General features: G+C 46.5%; 15 protein-coding genes. 11 read left to right on the top strand and 4 right to left on the bottom strand.

What is annotated here, in order from left to right:
• The first annotated feature begins 88 nt into the window (after window positions 1–88).
• A complete protein-coding gene (locus FGQ85_RS02140; protein WP_243128463.1) occupies window positions 89–2,200 on the top strand; it encodes a ribonucleoside triphosphate reductase in 2,112 nt (703 codons plus the stop codon).
• A gap of 99 nt (window positions 2,201–2,299) precedes the next feature.
• Complete coding sequence (locus FGQ85_RS02135) at window positions 2,300–2,500, top strand: hypothetical protein (RefSeq protein ID WP_087167212.1); 201 nt, start codon at window positions 2,300–2,302, stop codon at window positions 2,498–2,500.
• Here FGQ85_RS02135 and FGQ85_RS02130 read toward each other — a convergent pair.
• On the bottom strand, window positions 2,461–3,096 hold the full coding sequence (locus FGQ85_RS02130; RefSeq protein WP_087167213.1) for a GntR family transcriptional regulator: 636 nt from the start codon (window positions 3,094–3,096) through the stop codon (window positions 2,461–2,463). The genes FGQ85_RS02135 and FGQ85_RS02130 overlap by 40 nt on opposite strands.
• A 203-nt stretch (window positions 3,097–3,299) precedes the next feature.
• On the opposite strand from FGQ85_RS02130, the gene proC reads away from it, so the two are divergent.
• The 3 genes from proC (at window position 3,300) to FGQ85_RS02115 (ending at window position 5,752) form a co-directional block, all read left to right on the top strand.
• On the top strand, window positions 3,300–4,100 hold the full coding sequence (gene proC / locus FGQ85_RS02125; protein ID WP_343215484.1) for a pyrroline-5-carboxylate reductase: 801 nt from the start codon (window positions 3,300–3,302) through the stop codon (window positions 4,098–4,100).
• A 162-nt stretch (window positions 4,101–4,262) separates the two neighbouring features.
• A complete protein-coding gene (locus FGQ85_RS02120) occupies window positions 4,263–4,856 on the top strand; it encodes a TetR/AcrR family transcriptional regulator (protein ID WP_087167260.1) in 594 nt (197 codons plus the stop codon).
• Window positions 4,853–5,752 carry a DMT family transporter gene (locus FGQ85_RS02115; RefSeq protein WP_087167215.1) on the top strand — a complete coding sequence of 300 codons (900 nt, stop codon included), beginning with the start codon at window positions 4,853–4,855 and terminating at the stop codon, window positions 5,750–5,752. Before FGQ85_RS02120 ends, FGQ85_RS02115 begins: the two co-directional genes overlap by 4 nt.
• 97 nt (window positions 5,753–5,849) lie before the next feature.
• Here the strand turns inward: FGQ85_RS02115 and FGQ85_RS02110 are convergent, their stop codons facing one another.
• The 3 genes from FGQ85_RS02110 to FGQ85_RS02100 form a co-directional block, all read right to left on the bottom strand.
• The gene (locus FGQ85_RS02110; RefSeq protein ID WP_138372523.1) at window positions 5,850–6,407 is read right to left on the bottom strand and encodes a biotin transporter BioY; all 558 of its coding nucleotides are present in this window, start codon (window positions 6,405–6,407) and stop codon (window positions 5,850–5,852) included.
• A 112-nt stretch (window positions 6,408–6,519) separates the two neighbouring features.
• Window positions 6,520–7,164: a DUF6198 family protein gene (locus FGQ85_RS02105; protein ID WP_138372522.1), complete on the bottom strand. Its 645-nt coding sequence runs from the start codon at window positions 7,162–7,164 to the stop codon at window positions 6,520–6,522.
• Window positions 7,165–7,187: 23 nt separating this feature from the next.
• Complete coding sequence (locus FGQ85_RS02100; RefSeq protein WP_087167218.1) at window positions 7,188–7,604, bottom strand: MarR family transcriptional regulator; 417 nt, start codon at window positions 7,602–7,604, stop codon at window positions 7,188–7,190.
• Window positions 7,605–7,784: 180 nt separating this feature from the next.
• Between FGQ85_RS02100 and FGQ85_RS02095 the strand changes: the two genes are divergently transcribed.
• The 6 genes from FGQ85_RS02095 to coaBC all read left to right on the top strand — a co-directional run bounded on the left by FGQ85_RS02095 (window position 7,785) and on the right by coaBC (window position 16,021).
• Window positions 7,785–8,465 carry a response regulator transcription factor gene (locus FGQ85_RS02095; protein WP_087252670.1) on the top strand — a complete coding sequence of 227 codons (681 nt, stop codon included), beginning with the start codon at window positions 7,785–7,787 and terminating at the stop codon, window positions 8,463–8,465.
• A complete protein-coding gene (locus FGQ85_RS02090) occupies window positions 8,452–9,450 on the top strand; it encodes a sensor histidine kinase (RefSeq protein WP_087167220.1) in 999 nt (332 codons plus the stop codon). Before FGQ85_RS02095 ends, FGQ85_RS02090 begins: the two co-directional genes overlap by 14 nt.
• Before the next feature lie 121 nt (window positions 9,451–9,571).
• Window positions 9,572–10,339 carry an ABC transporter ATP-binding protein gene (locus tag FGQ85_RS02085; protein ID WP_138372521.1) on the top strand — a complete coding sequence of 256 codons (768 nt, stop codon included), beginning with the start codon at window positions 9,572–9,574 and terminating at the stop codon, window positions 10,337–10,339.
• On the top strand, window positions 10,332–12,332 hold the full coding sequence (locus FGQ85_RS02080) for an ABC transporter permease (RefSeq protein WP_138372520.1): 2,001 nt from the start codon (window positions 10,332–10,334) through the stop codon (window positions 12,330–12,332). Before FGQ85_RS02085 ends, FGQ85_RS02080 begins: the two co-directional genes overlap by 8 nt.
• Window positions 12,333–12,446: 114 nt before the next feature.
• Window positions 12,447–14,696, top strand: coding sequence for an alpha-galactosidase (locus FGQ85_RS02075; protein ID WP_138372519.1), 2,250 nt, complete (start codon window positions 12,447–12,449; stop codon window positions 14,694–14,696).
• A 113-nt stretch (window positions 14,697–14,809) separates the two neighbouring features.
• The gene (gene coaBC / locus FGQ85_RS02070) at window positions 14,810–16,021 is read left to right on the top strand and encodes a bifunctional phosphopantothenoylcysteine decarboxylase/phosphopantothenate--cysteine ligase CoaBC (protein ID WP_087252679.1); all 1,212 of its coding nucleotides are present in this window, start codon (window positions 14,810–14,812) and stop codon (window positions 16,019–16,021) included.
• The last annotated feature ends 28 nt before the right edge of the window (window positions 16,022–16,049 follow it).

Here is a 16,049-nt window from a genome sequence, read left to right as displayed (position 1 = left end):
ACTAGATGTTGTTTCTGTATATTGACGTCAAAAAGAGAAGGGTGATATAATGAGGACATCGACACGAACAGGAAAGGAAGTATGACAGATGTATCAGGTAGTAAAGAGGGATGGACAGATTGCCGAATTTGACATCCATAAAATAGGATCCGCGATTCAGAAAGCGTTTGAAGCAGCGGGAAAGAATTTTCATCCGAGCATCATTGATATGCTTGCGTTAAAAGTGACGGCAAATTTTGAGCCTAAGATTGCGGACGGAAAGATCAAAGTGGAAGAAATTCAGGACAGCGTCGAAGAGGTGCTCAGCCAGGCCGGATATGCCGATGTGGCAAAGGGATATATTCTTTACAGAAAGCAGAGGGAGAAGATTCGCAACCTGAAATCCGCGACATTAAATTATAAAGAACTGGTGAACAATTATTTGCAGGTCAATGACTGGAGAGTCAAGGAGAATTCTACCGTGACCTATTCCGTAGGCGGACTGATCCTCAGCAATTCCGGTGCCATCACGGCAAACTACTGGCTGTCCGAGGTGTACGACCAGGAGATTGCCCAGGCACACAGAAATACGGATATCCATCTGCATGACCTTTCCATGCTGACCGGGTACTGTGCAGGATGGTCGCTGCGCCAGCTGATCCAGGAGGGACTTGGCGGAATCACCGGGAAGATTACATCCGCGCCGGCCAAACATCTGAGTGTACTGTGCAACCAGATGGTTAATTTCCTTGGCATCATGCAGAATGAATGGGCGGGGGCACAGGCTTTTTCCTCTTTTGATACGTATCTGTCACCTTTTGTACGGACAGATCATTTGACCTATACTGAAGTGAAAAAGTGCATTGAGTCCTTCGTATACGGGGTCAATACACCGTCCCGCTGGGGTACGCAGGCGCCGTTTACGAATATTACACTGGACTGGACCGTGCCGGATGACCTGAAAGACAAGCCGGCGATTGTAGGTGGAAAAGAGATGGATTTCACCTACGGTGATTGTAAAAAAGAGATGGATATGGTAAATAAGGCATTCATTGAAGTTATGATTGAAGGAGATGCCCAGGGCAGAGGATTCCAGTATCCGATTCCGACCTATTCCATTACAAAGGATTTCGACTGGTCTGATACAGAGAACAACCGTCTGCTTTTTGAGATGACATCAAAATATGGAACACCGTACTTTTCCAATTACATTAACAGCGACATGGAGCCGAGCGATGTCCGCAGCATGTGCTGCCGGCTGAGACTGGATTTGAGAGAGCTTCGGAAGAAGGCGGGAGGATTTTTCGGAAGCGGCGAAAGTACAGGATCCATCGGCGTTGTGACGATCAATCTTCCGAGGATGGCTTATCTGTCAAAGGATGAGGATGATTTCTTCCAGAGGCTGGCCCATATGATGGATATTGCGGCAAGATCCCTTCATATTAAGAGACAGGTTATTTCCAAACTGCTGGATGAAGGACTCTATCCGTATACGAAACGGTATCTCGGAGGCTTCGGAAATCATTTTTCCACTATCGGATTGATCGGAATGAATGAGGCAGGACTGAACGCAAACTGGCTTAGAAAGGATATTACTCACAAAGAGACACAGGAGTTTGCGGTCAAGGTACTCAATTTTATGAGAAACCGTCTCTCCGATTATCAGGAAGAATACGAGGAACTTTTCAATCTGGAGGCAACTCCGGCAGAGTCCACCACCTACCGGTTTGCAAAACATGATAAGGAGCAGTTCCCGGATATTATCACAGCAGCGGAAGGGAACGGTACTCCATACTATACGAACAGTTCCCATCTTCCGGTTGGATTTTCCGATGATATTTTTGACGCGCTGGATATTCAGGACGAGCTTCAGACGCTCTATACATCGGGAACCGTATTCCACGCATTCCTGGGAGAGAAGCTTCCGGGCTGGAAGGAATCGGCGCTTCTTGTACGGAAGATTGCCGAGAATTATAAGCTTCCATACTATACGATTTCTCCGACCTACTCCATCTGCCAGGATCACGGCTATATTGACGGCGAACAGTATACCTGCCCGCACTGCGGAAAAAAGACGGAGGTTTACAGCCGGATCACCGGATATTACCGTCCGGTACAGAACTGGAACGATGGAAAGATTCAGGAGTTTAAAGACCGGAAAGAATATGATATCGAACATTCTGTAATGAAGAAAAAGAAGACAGAACCGATTACGAAATAAAAATCAGACAGAAAGGCTGGCATGCTTACTTACAAGGTGTGTCAGCTTTTTTCTGTGTCATTTCTTGCAAAACTGTAAGACTGGAGGGGAAAGTGTAAGATGATTCGATGGAAGGGAAGACCTGAACTTTATATAATAGAGGCAGAAGAAGGAGGAAGAACAAATGGCAGCCATGAAAAAAGGAATGGCAGCGGCACTTGTAACGGCAGAAGTACTGTTCCTTCTGCTGCTCTCTGTGCTGGCTGCCATTTTGAATCTGTTTATTTTTTTAAAGCACTGCTTTTTCCGATCAAAAAATGATCGTTTCGCAGAATCTCGTAGGCCTTTTCGTAATTGTTGGAACGCATGTAGCGGATCATCCTTTTAAGATTTTCATTTGCCTTGTTGATGTGGAGTCCGTTCCGTACGGAATAAAGGCCCATCCGGATGACTTCATTCAGATAGTTTTCATAGATCCTGTTGATCCGTTCATTTTCAAATACACTGACAATCTCCATGTGCATCTGTGTATCGGCAAGCTCCCACTGATAGATGTCGCCGGCGCAAGCGCACATACGGACAACGCGCTCTTCAATCCGGTAGGAAAACTCTTCAGCTTTACCGGACTGGAAGATTTCTTTAAACGCGGCACCTTCCAGAAGTTCCCGAAGCTGATAGATTTCCCGGATATCCCTGTCGGTAATTTCTTTTACAGTAATGGATTTATAATAGTCCCGGACAATCAGTCCCTCGGAATGCAGGGATTTGAGTGCGGTACGGATAGGGTTACGGCTCATATGAAGATCATCTGCGAGCATGGTCTCCGTAAGCTGCATGCCCGGAGGGTAGGTAAGATTCAGAATCCGCTCTTTGATCGTATGATATGCCTGATCGGCCAGAGAAATTTTGTCAGCCATGCGGACCACTCCTTTAATGTATACTAATAATATTATTGTATACAATTCATAACGAAAATTCAAGGGAAAATGATATAAAAAATAGTAGATTATTTTTCGAAGAATGATTGACAAGTACGTGGAAGAGTGATATTTTATAGATAGAAATTGTATACAACTGATTTAGATGTATACAAAACTGATTATAGCGGAAAAGGAGTGTAATACACATGAAGTTAGGATTTATCGGATGTGGAAATATGGCGGGCGCCATCATGGGAGGTATTATTAAAAAGGAAGTATTCAAACCGGAAGAGATTATCGGTTCTGACGTATTTGTACCGACCAGAGAAAAAGCAAGAGATACTTACGGGATTCAGATTACAGACAGTAATCTGGAAGTAGTTGAAAAGTCCGAAGTGATTGTTCTCGCTGTAAAACCGCAGTTCTATGAGTCTGTAATTACAGAGATCAAAGACAAAGTAACAGAAGATAAGATTATCATCACTATTGCACCGGGTAAAACTCTTGCATGGCTGGAAGAGAAATTCGGAAAGAAAGTCAAGATCGTAAGAACCATGCCTAACACACCTGCTATGGTCATGGAGGGGATGACAGCAGCATCACCGAACTCCTACCTGTCAGAAGAAGAAGTGAAGTATGCATGCCACATTCTGGAAAGTTTCGGAAAAGTAGAAGTGATTCCGGAAAGACTGATGGACGCAGTTGTAGGAGTAAGCGGAAGCTCACCGGCATATGTTTTCATTCTGATCGAAGCAATGGCAGACGCAGCTGTTTCAGACGGAATGCCAAGAGCTCAGGCTTATAAATTCGCAGCCCAGGCAGTTATGGGAAGCGCCAAGATGGTACTTGAGACAGGAAAACATCCGGGAGAATTAAAAGACATGGTATGTTCTCCGGCAGGTACAACTATCGAGGCTGTCAGAGTTCTGGAAGGCACAGGATTCAGAAGCTCCGTGATCGAAGCAATGAAAGCCTGCACAGATATTGCAAAGGGAATGTAAAACAGGTATACTGTAAAAGTACAGAATTGAGACAGCTCAGTTGTCAAAGTACAGCTGAGCTGTTTTTGTTCTACCGGAAAATCAGGACAACATTCCGGCAGAGGAATAGAGGTGCGTGATCCGCACAGATACAATGCAGAAGGAAGGAGCAAAACGGCAGCAATGGAAAAGAAAAAGAAGAGTGTAAAAGACAGAATTGTGTCGGCAGCCTGGGAATTGTTCTATGAGAAAGGATATGACTCGACAACAGTAGATGACATTATCAGACTGTCTGACACATCCAAGGGATCATTCTATTACTATTTTGACGGGAAAGATGCTCTCTTAAACACGTTGTCATCGGTGCTGGATGATCTGTATCTGACTTTGAAAGAAGAGATGGATCCTTACATGGACAGCTTTGAGAAACTGATGTTTTTAAATTACCGTTCTCATACGTTCATGGAAAAGACAATTAAAGTTGATCTGCTTGCGTCTTTGTATTCGACACAGTTGATTTCCAAAGGGGAGAGAAGCCTTCTGGATCAGAACAGGGAATATTATAAGCTGATTGCGTCCGTCATCGAAGAAGGACAAAAGCGGGGGGAAATCAACAGAAGAAAAAGCATTGCGGAGGTTGTGAAGTATTACTCCCTCTGTGAGCGGGCACTTGTCACAGACTGGTGTCTGAATAAGGGAAGTTATTCTCTTGGGGAATACAGTAAGGAATATATGCCGATTATGATGGAAAGTTTCAGAGGAAAACAGTTGTCATGAATCAAATGGAGAAGAGAGAGGCGATGCGAGGCGCGTGCATTGCCGTAATCGGGGGAATTTTCTGGGGACTGGCAGGAGTTTTCGGGCAGTATCTGTTTACGTACAAGGGCCTGAATGCGCGCTGGCTGGTCAGCGTCCGGCTTGTACTGGCCGGGCTTCTTCTGCTTACGACCGTACTGGCAAAGCAGAAAAACGATATGTGGCGGATATGGAAGAAGAAACAGGATGTTTTCTGGCTTGTGCTGTTCGCGATTTTCGGAATGGCGGGATGCCAGCTGACCTACTATTCTGCTGTGGAAATGTCAAATGCCGGGACTGCGACCGTACTGCAATACACAGCTCCGGCCATTATTATGCTTTATACTGCCCTGCGGGCAAAGAAGATGCCGGGGATTCTGGAGATCGGAGCGTTGATTCTTGCGTTGTTTGGAACGTTTGTCCTGGCGACCCACGGGAATATTCATTCTCTGGCCATTTCCAGGGAGGCGCTGGTCTGGGGGCTGACTTCGGCGGTGATGATGGCGGTCTACAATCTGCTGCCGCTGAAACTGATGAAAGAGTACGGGACATTTTGTGTTATCGGCTGGGGCATGCTGCTTGGAGGAATTCTTATGTGCTTGTTTACGAGACCGTGGCATGTGATCGGGACATGGGATCTTCAGGCGGTAGGAGCCATGGCGGTTGTCGTGGTGGTAGGTACCGTGCTGTCGTTCTCGTTTTATATGGAAGGAGTCCGGATGATCGGAGCATCCAGAGCAAGTCTCTTTGCATCGGTAGAACCGGTGACAGCAACGGCAGCGACCGTACTGATGATGCACGCCACATTTACGCTTTCGGACTTTTTCGGAATTCTCTGCATTATGGTGGCAGTACTGATTCTGTCGATACGGAAATAGAACAAAACGATCCCGTGATGATCGAAGACTTTGAAGGTCTTGGTTTTCACGGGATCGTTTTATTTATGAGGTTCAGGTTTCGGTGACGGTTCCCCGGTTATATGAGGGGAAGCCGTCTGCGAAGCTGCGGCCCAAGAAGAAGAGCCAGAATGATTTTCAGAGCATCTCCCGGAAGATATGGGATGACACCGGCAAACAGCCCCTGCACAAAAGTCAGATTCATCTGTTGAGAAAGCCAGATGGTTCCGAAGAGGTAGGTGACCAGGCTTCCGAGAATCAGACCCGTAAGAGCAAAGACAATTCCGCGGTGTCCTTCTCCTTTTTGCAGAAAAACTCCGCCGATCAGGATCAGAAAGAGAAATCCGATCAGATATCCTCCGGTCGGTCCGGCAAGCTTACCGATGCCTCCGGAAAATCCGGAAAAAACCGGGAGACCGCAAAGGCCCAGCAGCATATATACGATGTAGCTTACAAACAGCTGGCGCCATGGCAGGATAAACAGACCGATATAAAGGACCAGATTGGTCAGTGTGACTGGCACCGGACTTACCGGAATGGGAATGGAAAGCGGTGCCAGAATACAGATGACAGCTGTCATCAGTGCTGTAAGTACAAGATAACGGGTTGAAACGGAAGATGTTGATGTATGATTCATGAAAGTTCTCCTTTTCTGTATGTGTAGGATTTTATATGTATAGGAGAAGTATACCGTTAGATACATCAATTGTCAACCAAAATAAAAAGAATGGGTTTACGATTGGAACGGTTCAGGAATTCCGTAACTTTATGGAATGCATCTGACATGCAAGTTTCCGGCCGAACAGGCGGGCAATAAATCCGACCAGCAGGGCGGCTATGATGGTACCTTCCCTGATCCCATCCAGTCTGCGGGCAAACAGAAGGGAGAGAATGCCGGCAATCACTGCGAGTGATACATCAAAAGCCACTTTCGTAGAGCCGAATTCCGTCTTCCACGTAGAAGAAACTGCACGGACAAAAGATTCTCCCGGAAGCATGGCCACATTAGCAAGCACTTCGGTGTAGACACCAAACCCCAGTATGACACATCCGATTAACAGATAAATGACAGAAGCCATATAGGTCTGAGGATGAATGAAGAAGAGCAGTTCCATGGTCAGATCGATAAAGTATCCAAACAGAATGGAGATCGGGATCTGCAGCAGATGTTCTGCCTTAAAATTCCGGCGGAGAATGGCAAGCTGAATCAGAATCAGAAGCAGACTGAAGGCGATTGTGAACTGCCCTAGTGTCAACGGAAAGTTCAGGCTGAGTACATAGGGAATCGACGAAATCGGTGATGTCCCGAGATCTGCCTTTGTAATCAGACTGACTCCCAGTGAATTAATAAAAAGTCCAATTAGAAATACAGCATATCGTTTCAATTTTTCCATGATTTGATGACCTCCTCTGAATATCAAGATACCGTATTCTCATAAATACGCTGAAAGATCCGTAAAAATTTTTCCCTGTCTTCCGATGAAATATCGCGAAATGCCTGCTCTTCCAGATCAGAAAACGCATGATCGACCTGCCGGGACAAAAGGCTGCCCTTTTCGGTCAGAAACACATACAGGCTTCTCCGGTTGCCATGCAGCATGCGGCGCTCAACGAGTCCGGCTTCTTCCATCCGGTTTAATAGTGTAGTAAGTGTGCCCGGCTCGATATGACACCCTTTGGCAATCTCTTTCTGGCTTATGCCGTTATGATCTTTCAGGTAATCAAGAATTTTCGGCTGTCCGATTGTCAGGCCGGTGTCCCTGAGTCTGGAGAGAAGTTCTTTTTGGAAGGTTGAGTGCTCGGCCATAATCAGATAATGAAATGAATAAGGCATTTGAAATAGTCTCCTTTCGTTTTTCGTATACTTACACAAAAAAGTTTTGAATTGAAATAGTTTGAATTCAAATAAAACATACCTATTATATAAGGAACGGGAAAGGATTGTCAAGTCCTGCATTGTAAAGCAGAAGTGGCTATGTTATAGTAAAAACGCACGAAGAAGGGAGGAGAATGTATGAAATACCGTATTCTGCTTGTGGAAGATGATGAGATGATGGTGGAAATCCTGAAGAGAAATCTGGAAAAATGGGGATATCTTGCCCGGGGGATTACTGATTTTCAAAATGTCATGGATGAATTTCAATCATTTGAACCGCAGCTTGTCCTGATGGATATCTCCCTTCCGTTTTATAACGGATATTACTGGTGCGGGGAAATCCGGAAAGTGAGTCAGGTGCCGGTGATTTTTCTGTCCTCCTCCGGCGATGATATGAATCTTGTGATGGCAATTCAACTGGGGGCGGATGATTTTGTCGCAAAACCGTTCCGGATGGATGTATTGACGGCAAAGATTCAGGCCGTGCTCAGGAGGGCATACACATTCGGGGTGTCCAGCCCGGAGGTGTTGGCCCACAAAGGAGTGACCCTGAACCTGGATTCGCAGATACTTGCTTTCGGGGATCAGAAACTGGAACTCGGAAAGAATGAATTCGGGATTCTGCGGACGCTTCTGGAACATCCGGGGAAGATCATAGAGCGGACAGAACTGATCCGAAATCTCTGGGAGACAGAAAGTTATATCGATGACAATACGTTGACTGTAAATGTGACAAGACTTCGGAGAAGGCTGGAAGAGATCGGCCTGAAAGACTATATTCTCACGAAGAAAGGTGTGGGATATTATGTGGAAGAATAACTGCTTTGTCTCGTACCTGCATGCCGCGCGCAGGACAGAAGCTTTCTTTTTCGGAATTTTGATTCTGGAGTGGGCGGTCTATTCCCTCTACGGACTTCCGTGGGGACCGGCCGTCTATACGATGCTTCTTTCCACCGCATTCTTTCTTCTGGTCTGGGGAGCAGGATTTTTTGCTTACAGGAAAAAATGGAGATGGATGAAGCAGCTGGAAGAAACAATAGAGATGGAAAGCGTGGAATTCCCGCGGGCGTGGAACGGGGTGGAAGCGCAGTATCAGGAGATTATCAGGAAGCGGGAGTGGTTCTGGCGGGAACACGAAAGCAGGGAACAGGCAAAGCGGAAACAAGAGGATGCCTACTATACACGCTGGAGCCACCAGATCAAGACGCCGGTATCTGTGATGGGGCTTTTGCTGCAGGAAGAGGAGCCGGACAAGGAGGCCATGCGCCATGAGATGTTACAGATCGAGCAGTATATTGCCATGGCTCTGCACTACCAGAAACTGGAAAAGGGCGGAAACGATTTGCGGTTCAGCCATTACCGGGCCGGGGATCTGGTAAAACAGGCGGTCCGGAATACCTCGGAACTGTTTATACATAAGAAGATTTCCCTTCAGATCGGGGAAAATCTGGATTTTGATGTTCTGACGGACGAGAAGTGGTTTGTGTTTATTCTGGAGCAGATTTTGACGAATGCAGTAAAATATACGAAGCAGGGTGGCGTTTCCGTTTTTCGGGAAGGAGAAGGCACTCTGGTGGTTCGGGATACCGGAATCGGAATTCTGCCGGAGGATCTTCCGCGGGTATTCGAGTGGGGATATACCGGATATAATGGAAGACTCGATAAACGTTCCACCGGCATCGGACTGTCCCTTGTGAAATCCGCAGCCGATCTTCTCGGACATCCGGTCCGGATCACTTCCGAAGCAGGAAAAGGGACGACCGTCCGGATCGATACAAAAAGAGTTCAGCTGGATACGGTGTGACAGAAATCTTACACCGGTGTAAGAATAGAAAGAGAAAGTGTAAGCCCGATCGATGGCATCCACTTTCTTTTTTTCTTATAATAATGGCAGAAAAGAAAAAGAAGAAAGGGAGAGGATGGATATGGCATTACTGGAAGTCAGACATCTGAAAAAAACATATACAAACCGGTTCGGGACCAATCAGGTGCAGGCATTAAGAGATGTATCCTTTACGATAGAAGAAGGAGAATTCACTGCGGTGATGGGGGAATCCGGATCTGGAAAGACGACGCTGTTAAATCTGCTGGCCTCCTTTGACCGGCCGACGGGCGGGGAAATCATTTTAAACGGACTTTCCTTTCAGAATATCCGGGAAAAGGATCTGGCGTCTTACCGGAGAAAAAATCTGGGATTTGTCTTTCAGGACTTTAATCTTCTGGACACTCTTTCTGTCAAAGACAATATTTTTTTGCCGTTGGTATTGGCAGGAGTCAAGCCGGAAGAAATGAAAAAACGGGTGATGCCTCTTGCGAAAGTACTGCGGATTGACGATCTGATGGAAAAATTTCCATATGAAATTTCGGGAGGACAAAAACAGAGAACTGCAATTGCAAGGGCACTGATTACAGAACCGAGGCTCGTGCTTGCGGATGAACCGACCGGGGCACTGGATTCCCGGGCATCTAATGAACTTTTAAACATGTTCGAACAGATTAACCGGGCAGGCCAGACGATTCTCATGGTGACCCACAGTACAAAAGCGGCAAGCCACGCCGGAAGGGTACTCTTTATCAAAGACGGCATCGTATATCATCAGATTTACAGAGGAGATAAGAGCAGGGAGGAGATGTTCAAAAGCATTTCCGAAACATTGACCGTGATGGCGTCGGGAGGGAAAACACATGCGTAATTCCTTATATTTCAAACTGGCACGATCAAACCTCAAAAAGAACCGCCAGATTTATTTTCCGTATACGCTGGCAAATATACTGATTGTCAGCATGTATTATATTTTAAAAAGCATCCGCTCCATGATGCTGAAATACGAGACGACACAAGGATCCAATTCGGATATGATTTTAAATTTCTGCACGATTGTGGCCGTGATTATGGCATGCATTATTCTGTTCTATGTGAACAGCTTTGTCATCCGGCAGAGAAAAAAGGAAATCGGGCTGTACTGCGTTTTGGGCATGGAAAAACGCCATCTGTCCACGATGATGTTCTGGGAAGTCCTGATTACAGCTCTGCGCGGACTTGTTGGCGGCATGATCGCCGGAGCATTGCTCAGCCAGCTTGTCTTCCTGATCTTTTTGTCCATGCTTCGCATTCCGTCAGACCTTCGGTTTGAAATCCCGATCGATGCAGTAGGAAGCACCTGCCGGACCTTCGGAATTCTGTATCTGATTGTTCTGATTTATAATATTTTATCTGTTGTAAGAACGAACCCGATCGAATTTCTGCAGGGGGCAAAAGAAGGGGAAAAAGAACCAAAAGTACGGAAACTGCCGGCAATCCTCGGTGTTGTCCTCCTTGCGGCAGGGTATACATTTGCTATCGGAGCACAGGGAGTCTATGAGACACTCAAAATATTTCTGCCGGCTGTCGTACTGGTGATTGCAGCTACCTACCTGCTGTTTCTTGCGGGAAGCATTGCATTCCTGAAATGGATGAAAAAACAGGAGAGACTTTATTACCGGCCGAGAAATTTTATCACGATTTCAGGAATGATTTACCGAATGAAACAAAATGCCGCAGGACTTGCAACGATCTGTATTTTATCTACAGCCGTGATTGTATCCATCTCCACAAGCTTCAGCCTGTATCTAGGCGAAGAAGACATTCTGGAAAAACGCTTTCCAAGAGATTACATGAGCAGCTGTATCCTTGACGGACAGGAAAGTAATGGTACGGTACTGCAGGAGGCTGTCCAGAAACATGCTGACAGAACCGGTGTCAAGGTAACGGAAGGATTCGGGTACAAGCAGCTGTGGATGGCAGGATTTCAGGAAGCAAACGGAACATTTACACTGTCCGACGGAGAACAGGCAGATGCCTCAAAACTTTATGTATTTGCATTCCTGACACAGGACGATTACAGCAAAAACACAGGAGAAAAACTGGACCTGGCGAAGGGAGAGGCGGCTGTTTATGAAAAAAACAAAAACCAGGTTTCAGAAACGCTGACACTGGATCAATTAAGCTGGAACGTCAGAACCACCGTTGACGATCCCGGCATCTGGAACGAGGCACTTTACCTGTCAGACGCAAACTTCATGGCTGTCATTCTGCCTGATCTGAAATCGATGGAAACAGTCCTGAACGCTTACAATGAACGCTATGCAGACACCAGGGCGGGAAGCAGAGAAATTACCTACGAATACTACTATAATATAGAAGGGACAGATGCAGAGAAAGATACCTTTTTCAAAACATTAAGAGAAAATCTCGTTGAAGACGTAGAGCGCCTGATGACAGTCGACAACATTGACCAGGCAAGGGCACACTATTACGAACAATACGGCACCTTTCTGTTCATTGGAATCTTCCTCTCCATCCTCTTCCTGATCGCAGCATCACTTATCATTTACTACAAACAGATTACAGAAGGATTCGACGACAGAGAACGATACCAGATCATGAAAAAAGTCGGCATGACCAACGACGAAATCCGCTCCACCATCCGAAGACAGATCCTGCAGGTCTTCTTCCTGCCACTTTTGATGGCAGCAATGCACACTGCAGCCGCCTTCCCGGCACTCGTCGATATCATGCGCGCACTGAACCTTATCAACCAGACCATCTTCGCACAATGCACCATAGCCGTCACACTCACCTTCGCGGCCATATACTTTATCATTTACACAATCACCTCACGCACGTACTACCGCATTGTACAGTAAAAATCGTAAATATTGTGTAAACATTTTTGAGAAGGCAGAGGGAATCTTTTCTAGTAAAAGGTTCCCTCTTTTGATAAAATAAAGAAAAATGGGAATAGGAAAAAGGAGAATGAAATGGCGATTCAATTTCACCAAACTTCAAAAGAATTTCATCTTTACAATGAACAGATCAGTTATATTATCAAAGTTCTGGAAAATGGCCAGTTAGGCCATGTATATTTCGGGAAACATCTCACAGACAGGGAAGATTTTGGCTATCTGGTGGAGTATGCAACAAGAGATATGGCTCCGTACCCGTTTGAAGGGAGAAGTAATTTTTCCCTGGAACATCTGAAACAGGAATATCCAACCTTTGGCTCCGGCGATACAAGATATCCGGCTTTTGAACTGGAAAGTGCGGATGGAAGCAGGGTCGCAGATTTTAAATATAAAACACACGAAATTTATTCTGGAAAGAAAGGAATTCAGGGACTCCCGGCTGTCTATGTGGAAGATGACAGCGAGGCTGACACTCTGGAAATTGTTCTGGAAGATACATTCTTAAAGACAGAAATCGTGCTGTCCTACACGATTTTCAATGGACGCCCGGTGATTACAAGGCATGCACGTTTTGCGTGCGGAAATGAGAATGGAATTACGCTTTTAAACTGTATGAGCGGCTGCCTTGACCTGCCGGACAAAGAATATGAGATGGTCGAACTTGCAGGGACATGGAACCGGGAGCGTCATCCGCATACGAGAAAACTGTGTTACGGTACCCAGGGAGTATACAGTATGCGTGGATGCAGCAGCCATCAGTTCAACCCGTTTTTGATGCTGAAGCGAAAAGAGGCAGATGAATTTTCCGGAGAAGTGATTGGGTTCAGTCTTGTCTACAGTGGAGATTTTCTTGCGCAGGTCGAGGTCGACAACTTCGACGTGACAAGAGTGGTAATGGGAATCCATCCAAATGAATTCCGCTGGGAACTGGAAAAGGGCGAATCCTTCCAGACTCCGGAGATGGTGATGGTATACTCTGAACACGGGATGAATGGAATGAGTCAGACCTACCATGAACTGTACCGTACCAGACTTGCAAGAGGAAAGTGGAGAGATCAGGCAAGACCGATCCTGATCAATAACTGGGAAGCAACCTATTTTGACTTTAATGAAGAAAAGATACTGAATATCGCCCGGAAGGCAAAAGAGATTGGTATAGAGCTTTTTGTTCTGGATGACGGATGGTTCGGGAAGCGGAACTGGGACAATGCGTCTCTTGGAGACTGGTATCCGAATCTGGAAAAACTGCCGGAGGGCATTACAGGACTTGCCGGAAAAATCGAAGATCTGGGCATGAAATTCGGTCTGTGGTTTGAGCCGGAGATGACAAACAAGGACAGTGACCTGTTCCGGGAGCATCCGGACTGGCTTCTGGCGGATATCCGGCGGAACTACTGCCACAGCAGAAATCAGTATGTACTGGATTTTTCCAAACCGGAAGTGGTGGATCACATCCACGGACAGATGAGAAAGATCCTGCAAGATGCGCCGGTTTCCTATGTGAAGTGGGATATGAACCGTGCATTTTCCGAGGTATTCTCCAATGGAAATTCCAAAAGTTATCAGGGAAAAGTACGGCATAAATATATTCTTGGAGTATACAGCCTGTATGAACGGCTGATTCAGGAATTTCCGGAGATCCTGTTTGAATCCTGTGCAAGCGGCGGGGCCAGATTTGATCCGGGAATGCTTTATTACGCGCCGCAGGCGTGGACGTCGGATGACACGGATGCGGTAGAACGGATCAAAATTCAGTACGGAACGTCTTATGTATACCCGATCAGCAGCATTGGAAGCCACGTATCCGCTTCTCCGAACCATCAGGTATTCCGGAATACATCTCTGGAAATGCGGGGAAATGTGGCGTACTTTGGAACATTCGGCTATGAGCTGGATATCACAAAGCTTCCGGAGGAAGAGCTGGAACAGATGAAAGAACAGATTGCGTTTATGAAGAAGTATCGGGATCTGATCCAGAAGGGCGTCTTTTACCGGCTCAAGAGTCCGTTCGAGGGCAACCACTCAGCCTGGGAAGTGATTGCGGATGACAGAAGCGAAGGTCTTATGGCCTACTTCCGCGTGATGCAGCCGCCGCAGGGCAAATTTGAACGGATCTGCTTCAAAGGGCTGGATGAAACGGCAGCCTACTCTGTACAGGAATGTTTCGGTGCAAAAATGGACTGCGGTGTACATTACGGGGATGAGCTGATGTATGCAGGATTAAGTGTTTCCGACTGCTCTTCCGGCCTCGCAGGCGTAGCAAGAGAGCAGCAGGGGGACTATTTCTCCAGACTGTTCCATATCAAAAAAACAGATGTCATGTAAATGTACGAAAAAAGAAACAAGGCAAAGAAAGCAAGCCGTAAGAAACGGTTTGCTTTTTTATGTGTTAGAAATTATAATAATACAGGAACATTGGAAAAGAAAGGGGAAAGACTATGCTGAAAGGAAAGACAGTGATACTTGCCGTGACCGGAAGTATCGCGGCCTATAAAATCGCGTCCCTGGCAAGCGCACTGAAAAAGCTTCAGGCAGATGTGCATGTACTGATGACAGAAAATGCAACGAACTTTATCAATCCGATTACATTTGAGACGTTGACTGGCAATAAGTGTCTGATCGATACATTTGACCGGAATTTCCAGTACAGTGTGGAGCATGTGTCTCTGGCAAAACAGGCGGATGTGGTAATGGCGGCACCTGCCAGCGCCAATGTGATCGGAAAGATTGCAAACGGGATCGCGGACGATATGCTGACAACGACTATCATGGCATGCCGGTGCAGGAAGATCATCGTTCCGGCGATGAATACGAATATGTTCCTCAATCCGATTGTGCAGGACAACCTGGACAAGCTCCGCCGTTTCGGGTATGAAGTAGTGGACCCGGCCAGTGGCTATCTGGCGTGCGGGGATACTGGCCAGGGCAAGATGCCGGAGCCGGAGCTTCTGCTGGAATATATCCTGCGTGAGATTCAGTATGAGAAAGATCTTGCGGGGAAGAAGGTACTTATCACAGCAGGACCGACACAGGAATCCATCGATCCGGTGCGTTATATCACCAACCATTCCACCGGGAAGATGGGATATGCCCTTGCAACAGTCTGTATGCGCCGGGGCGCGGACGTCACGCTGGTGACCGGACCGACGGAGACGAAGAAGCCGGAGTTTGTGAACATCCTTACGGTAACCACGGCCCGGGAGATGTTTGAGGCGGTCACCGCTCATGCACCGGAGCAGGACATCATCATCAAGGCAGCCGCGGTGGCGGACTACCGGCCGAAGTACGTCAGCGATGAGAAGGTTAAAAAGAAAGATGGAGCACTTTCCATCGAAATGGAGCGGACCGATGATATTCTCCAGTATCTCGGAGAACATAAAAGAGAGGATCAGTACCTCTGCGGATTTTCCATGGAGACCGAACATATGCTGGAAAATTCACGAAAGAAACTGAAAAAGAAACATCTGGATATGGTCGTGGCGAACAACCTGAAAGTAGAAGGCGCCGGATTCGGCGGCAATACGAATGTGGTGACCATGATCACAGACGATGAGGAAATCTCACTCGAAAAGATGACAAAAGAGGAGACAGCCGTGCACATCGTCGACCGGATCTTAAAAGAACAGAAAAAGAAACAAACAAAAGAATAAGGTAAACAGAAGCTATTCTGTGCCAAAC

It is taken from the genome of Pseudoflavonifractor sp. BSD2780061688st1 E11 (assembly GCF_005844125.1).
Classification (GTDB): Bacteria; Bacillota; Clostridia; order Lachnospirales; family Lachnospiraceae; genus Sellimonas; species Sellimonas catena.
Note: the sequence above shows the minus strand (reverse complement) of the source record. Positions and strands in the feature narration are given on the sequence as shown.

Bases quoted from the DNA above. Each gene is read 5' to 3' on its own strand.
- FGQ85_RS02085 (WP_138372521.1), top strand. From the start codon at position 9,572: ATGGCATTACTGGAAGTCAGACATCTGAAAAAAACATATACAAACCGG.
- FGQ85_RS02100 (WP_087167218.1), bottom strand. From the start codon at position 7,604: ATGCCTTATTCATTTCATTATCTGATTATGGCCGAGCACTCAACCTTC.
- FGQ85_RS02130 (WP_087167213.1), bottom strand. From the start codon at position 3,096: ATGGCTGACAAAATTTCTCTGGCCGATCAGGCATATCATACGATCAAA.
- FGQ85_RS02080 (WP_138372520.1), top strand. From the start codon at position 10,332: ATGCGTAATTCCTTATATTTCAAACTGGCACGATCAAACCTCAAAAAG.
- FGQ85_RS02075 (WP_138372519.1), top strand. From the start codon at position 12,447: ATGGCGATTCAATTTCACCAAACTTCAAAAGAATTTCATCTTTACAAT.
- FGQ85_RS02140 (WP_243128463.1), top strand. From the start codon at position 89: ATGTATCAGGTAGTAAAGAGGGATGGACAGATTGCCGAATTTGACATC.
- coaBC (WP_087252679.1), top strand. From the start codon at position 14,810: ATGCTGAAAGGAAAGACAGTGATACTTGCCGTGACCGGAAGTATCGCG.
- FGQ85_RS02115 (WP_087167215.1), top strand. From the start codon at position 4,853: ATGAATCAAATGGAGAAGAGAGAGGCGATGCGAGGCGCGTGCATTGCC.
- FGQ85_RS02110 (WP_138372523.1), bottom strand. From the start codon at position 6,407: ATGAATCATACATCAACATCTTCCGTTTCAACCCGTTATCTTGTACTT.
- FGQ85_RS02095 (WP_087252670.1), top strand. From the start codon at position 7,785: ATGAAATACCGTATTCTGCTTGTGGAAGATGATGAGATGATGGTGGAA.
- FGQ85_RS02120 (WP_087167260.1), top strand. From the start codon at position 4,263: ATGGAAAAGAAAAAGAAGAGTGTAAAAGACAGAATTGTGTCGGCAGCC.
- FGQ85_RS02105 (WP_138372522.1), bottom strand. From the start codon at position 7,164: ATGGAAAAATTGAAACGATATGCTGTATTTCTAATTGGACTTTTTATT.
- FGQ85_RS02135 (WP_087167212.1), top strand. From the start codon at position 2,300: ATGATTCGATGGAAGGGAAGACCTGAACTTTATATAATAGAGGCAGAA.
- FGQ85_RS02090 (WP_087167220.1), top strand. From the start codon at position 8,452: ATGTGGAAGAATAACTGCTTTGTCTCGTACCTGCATGCCGCGCGCAGG.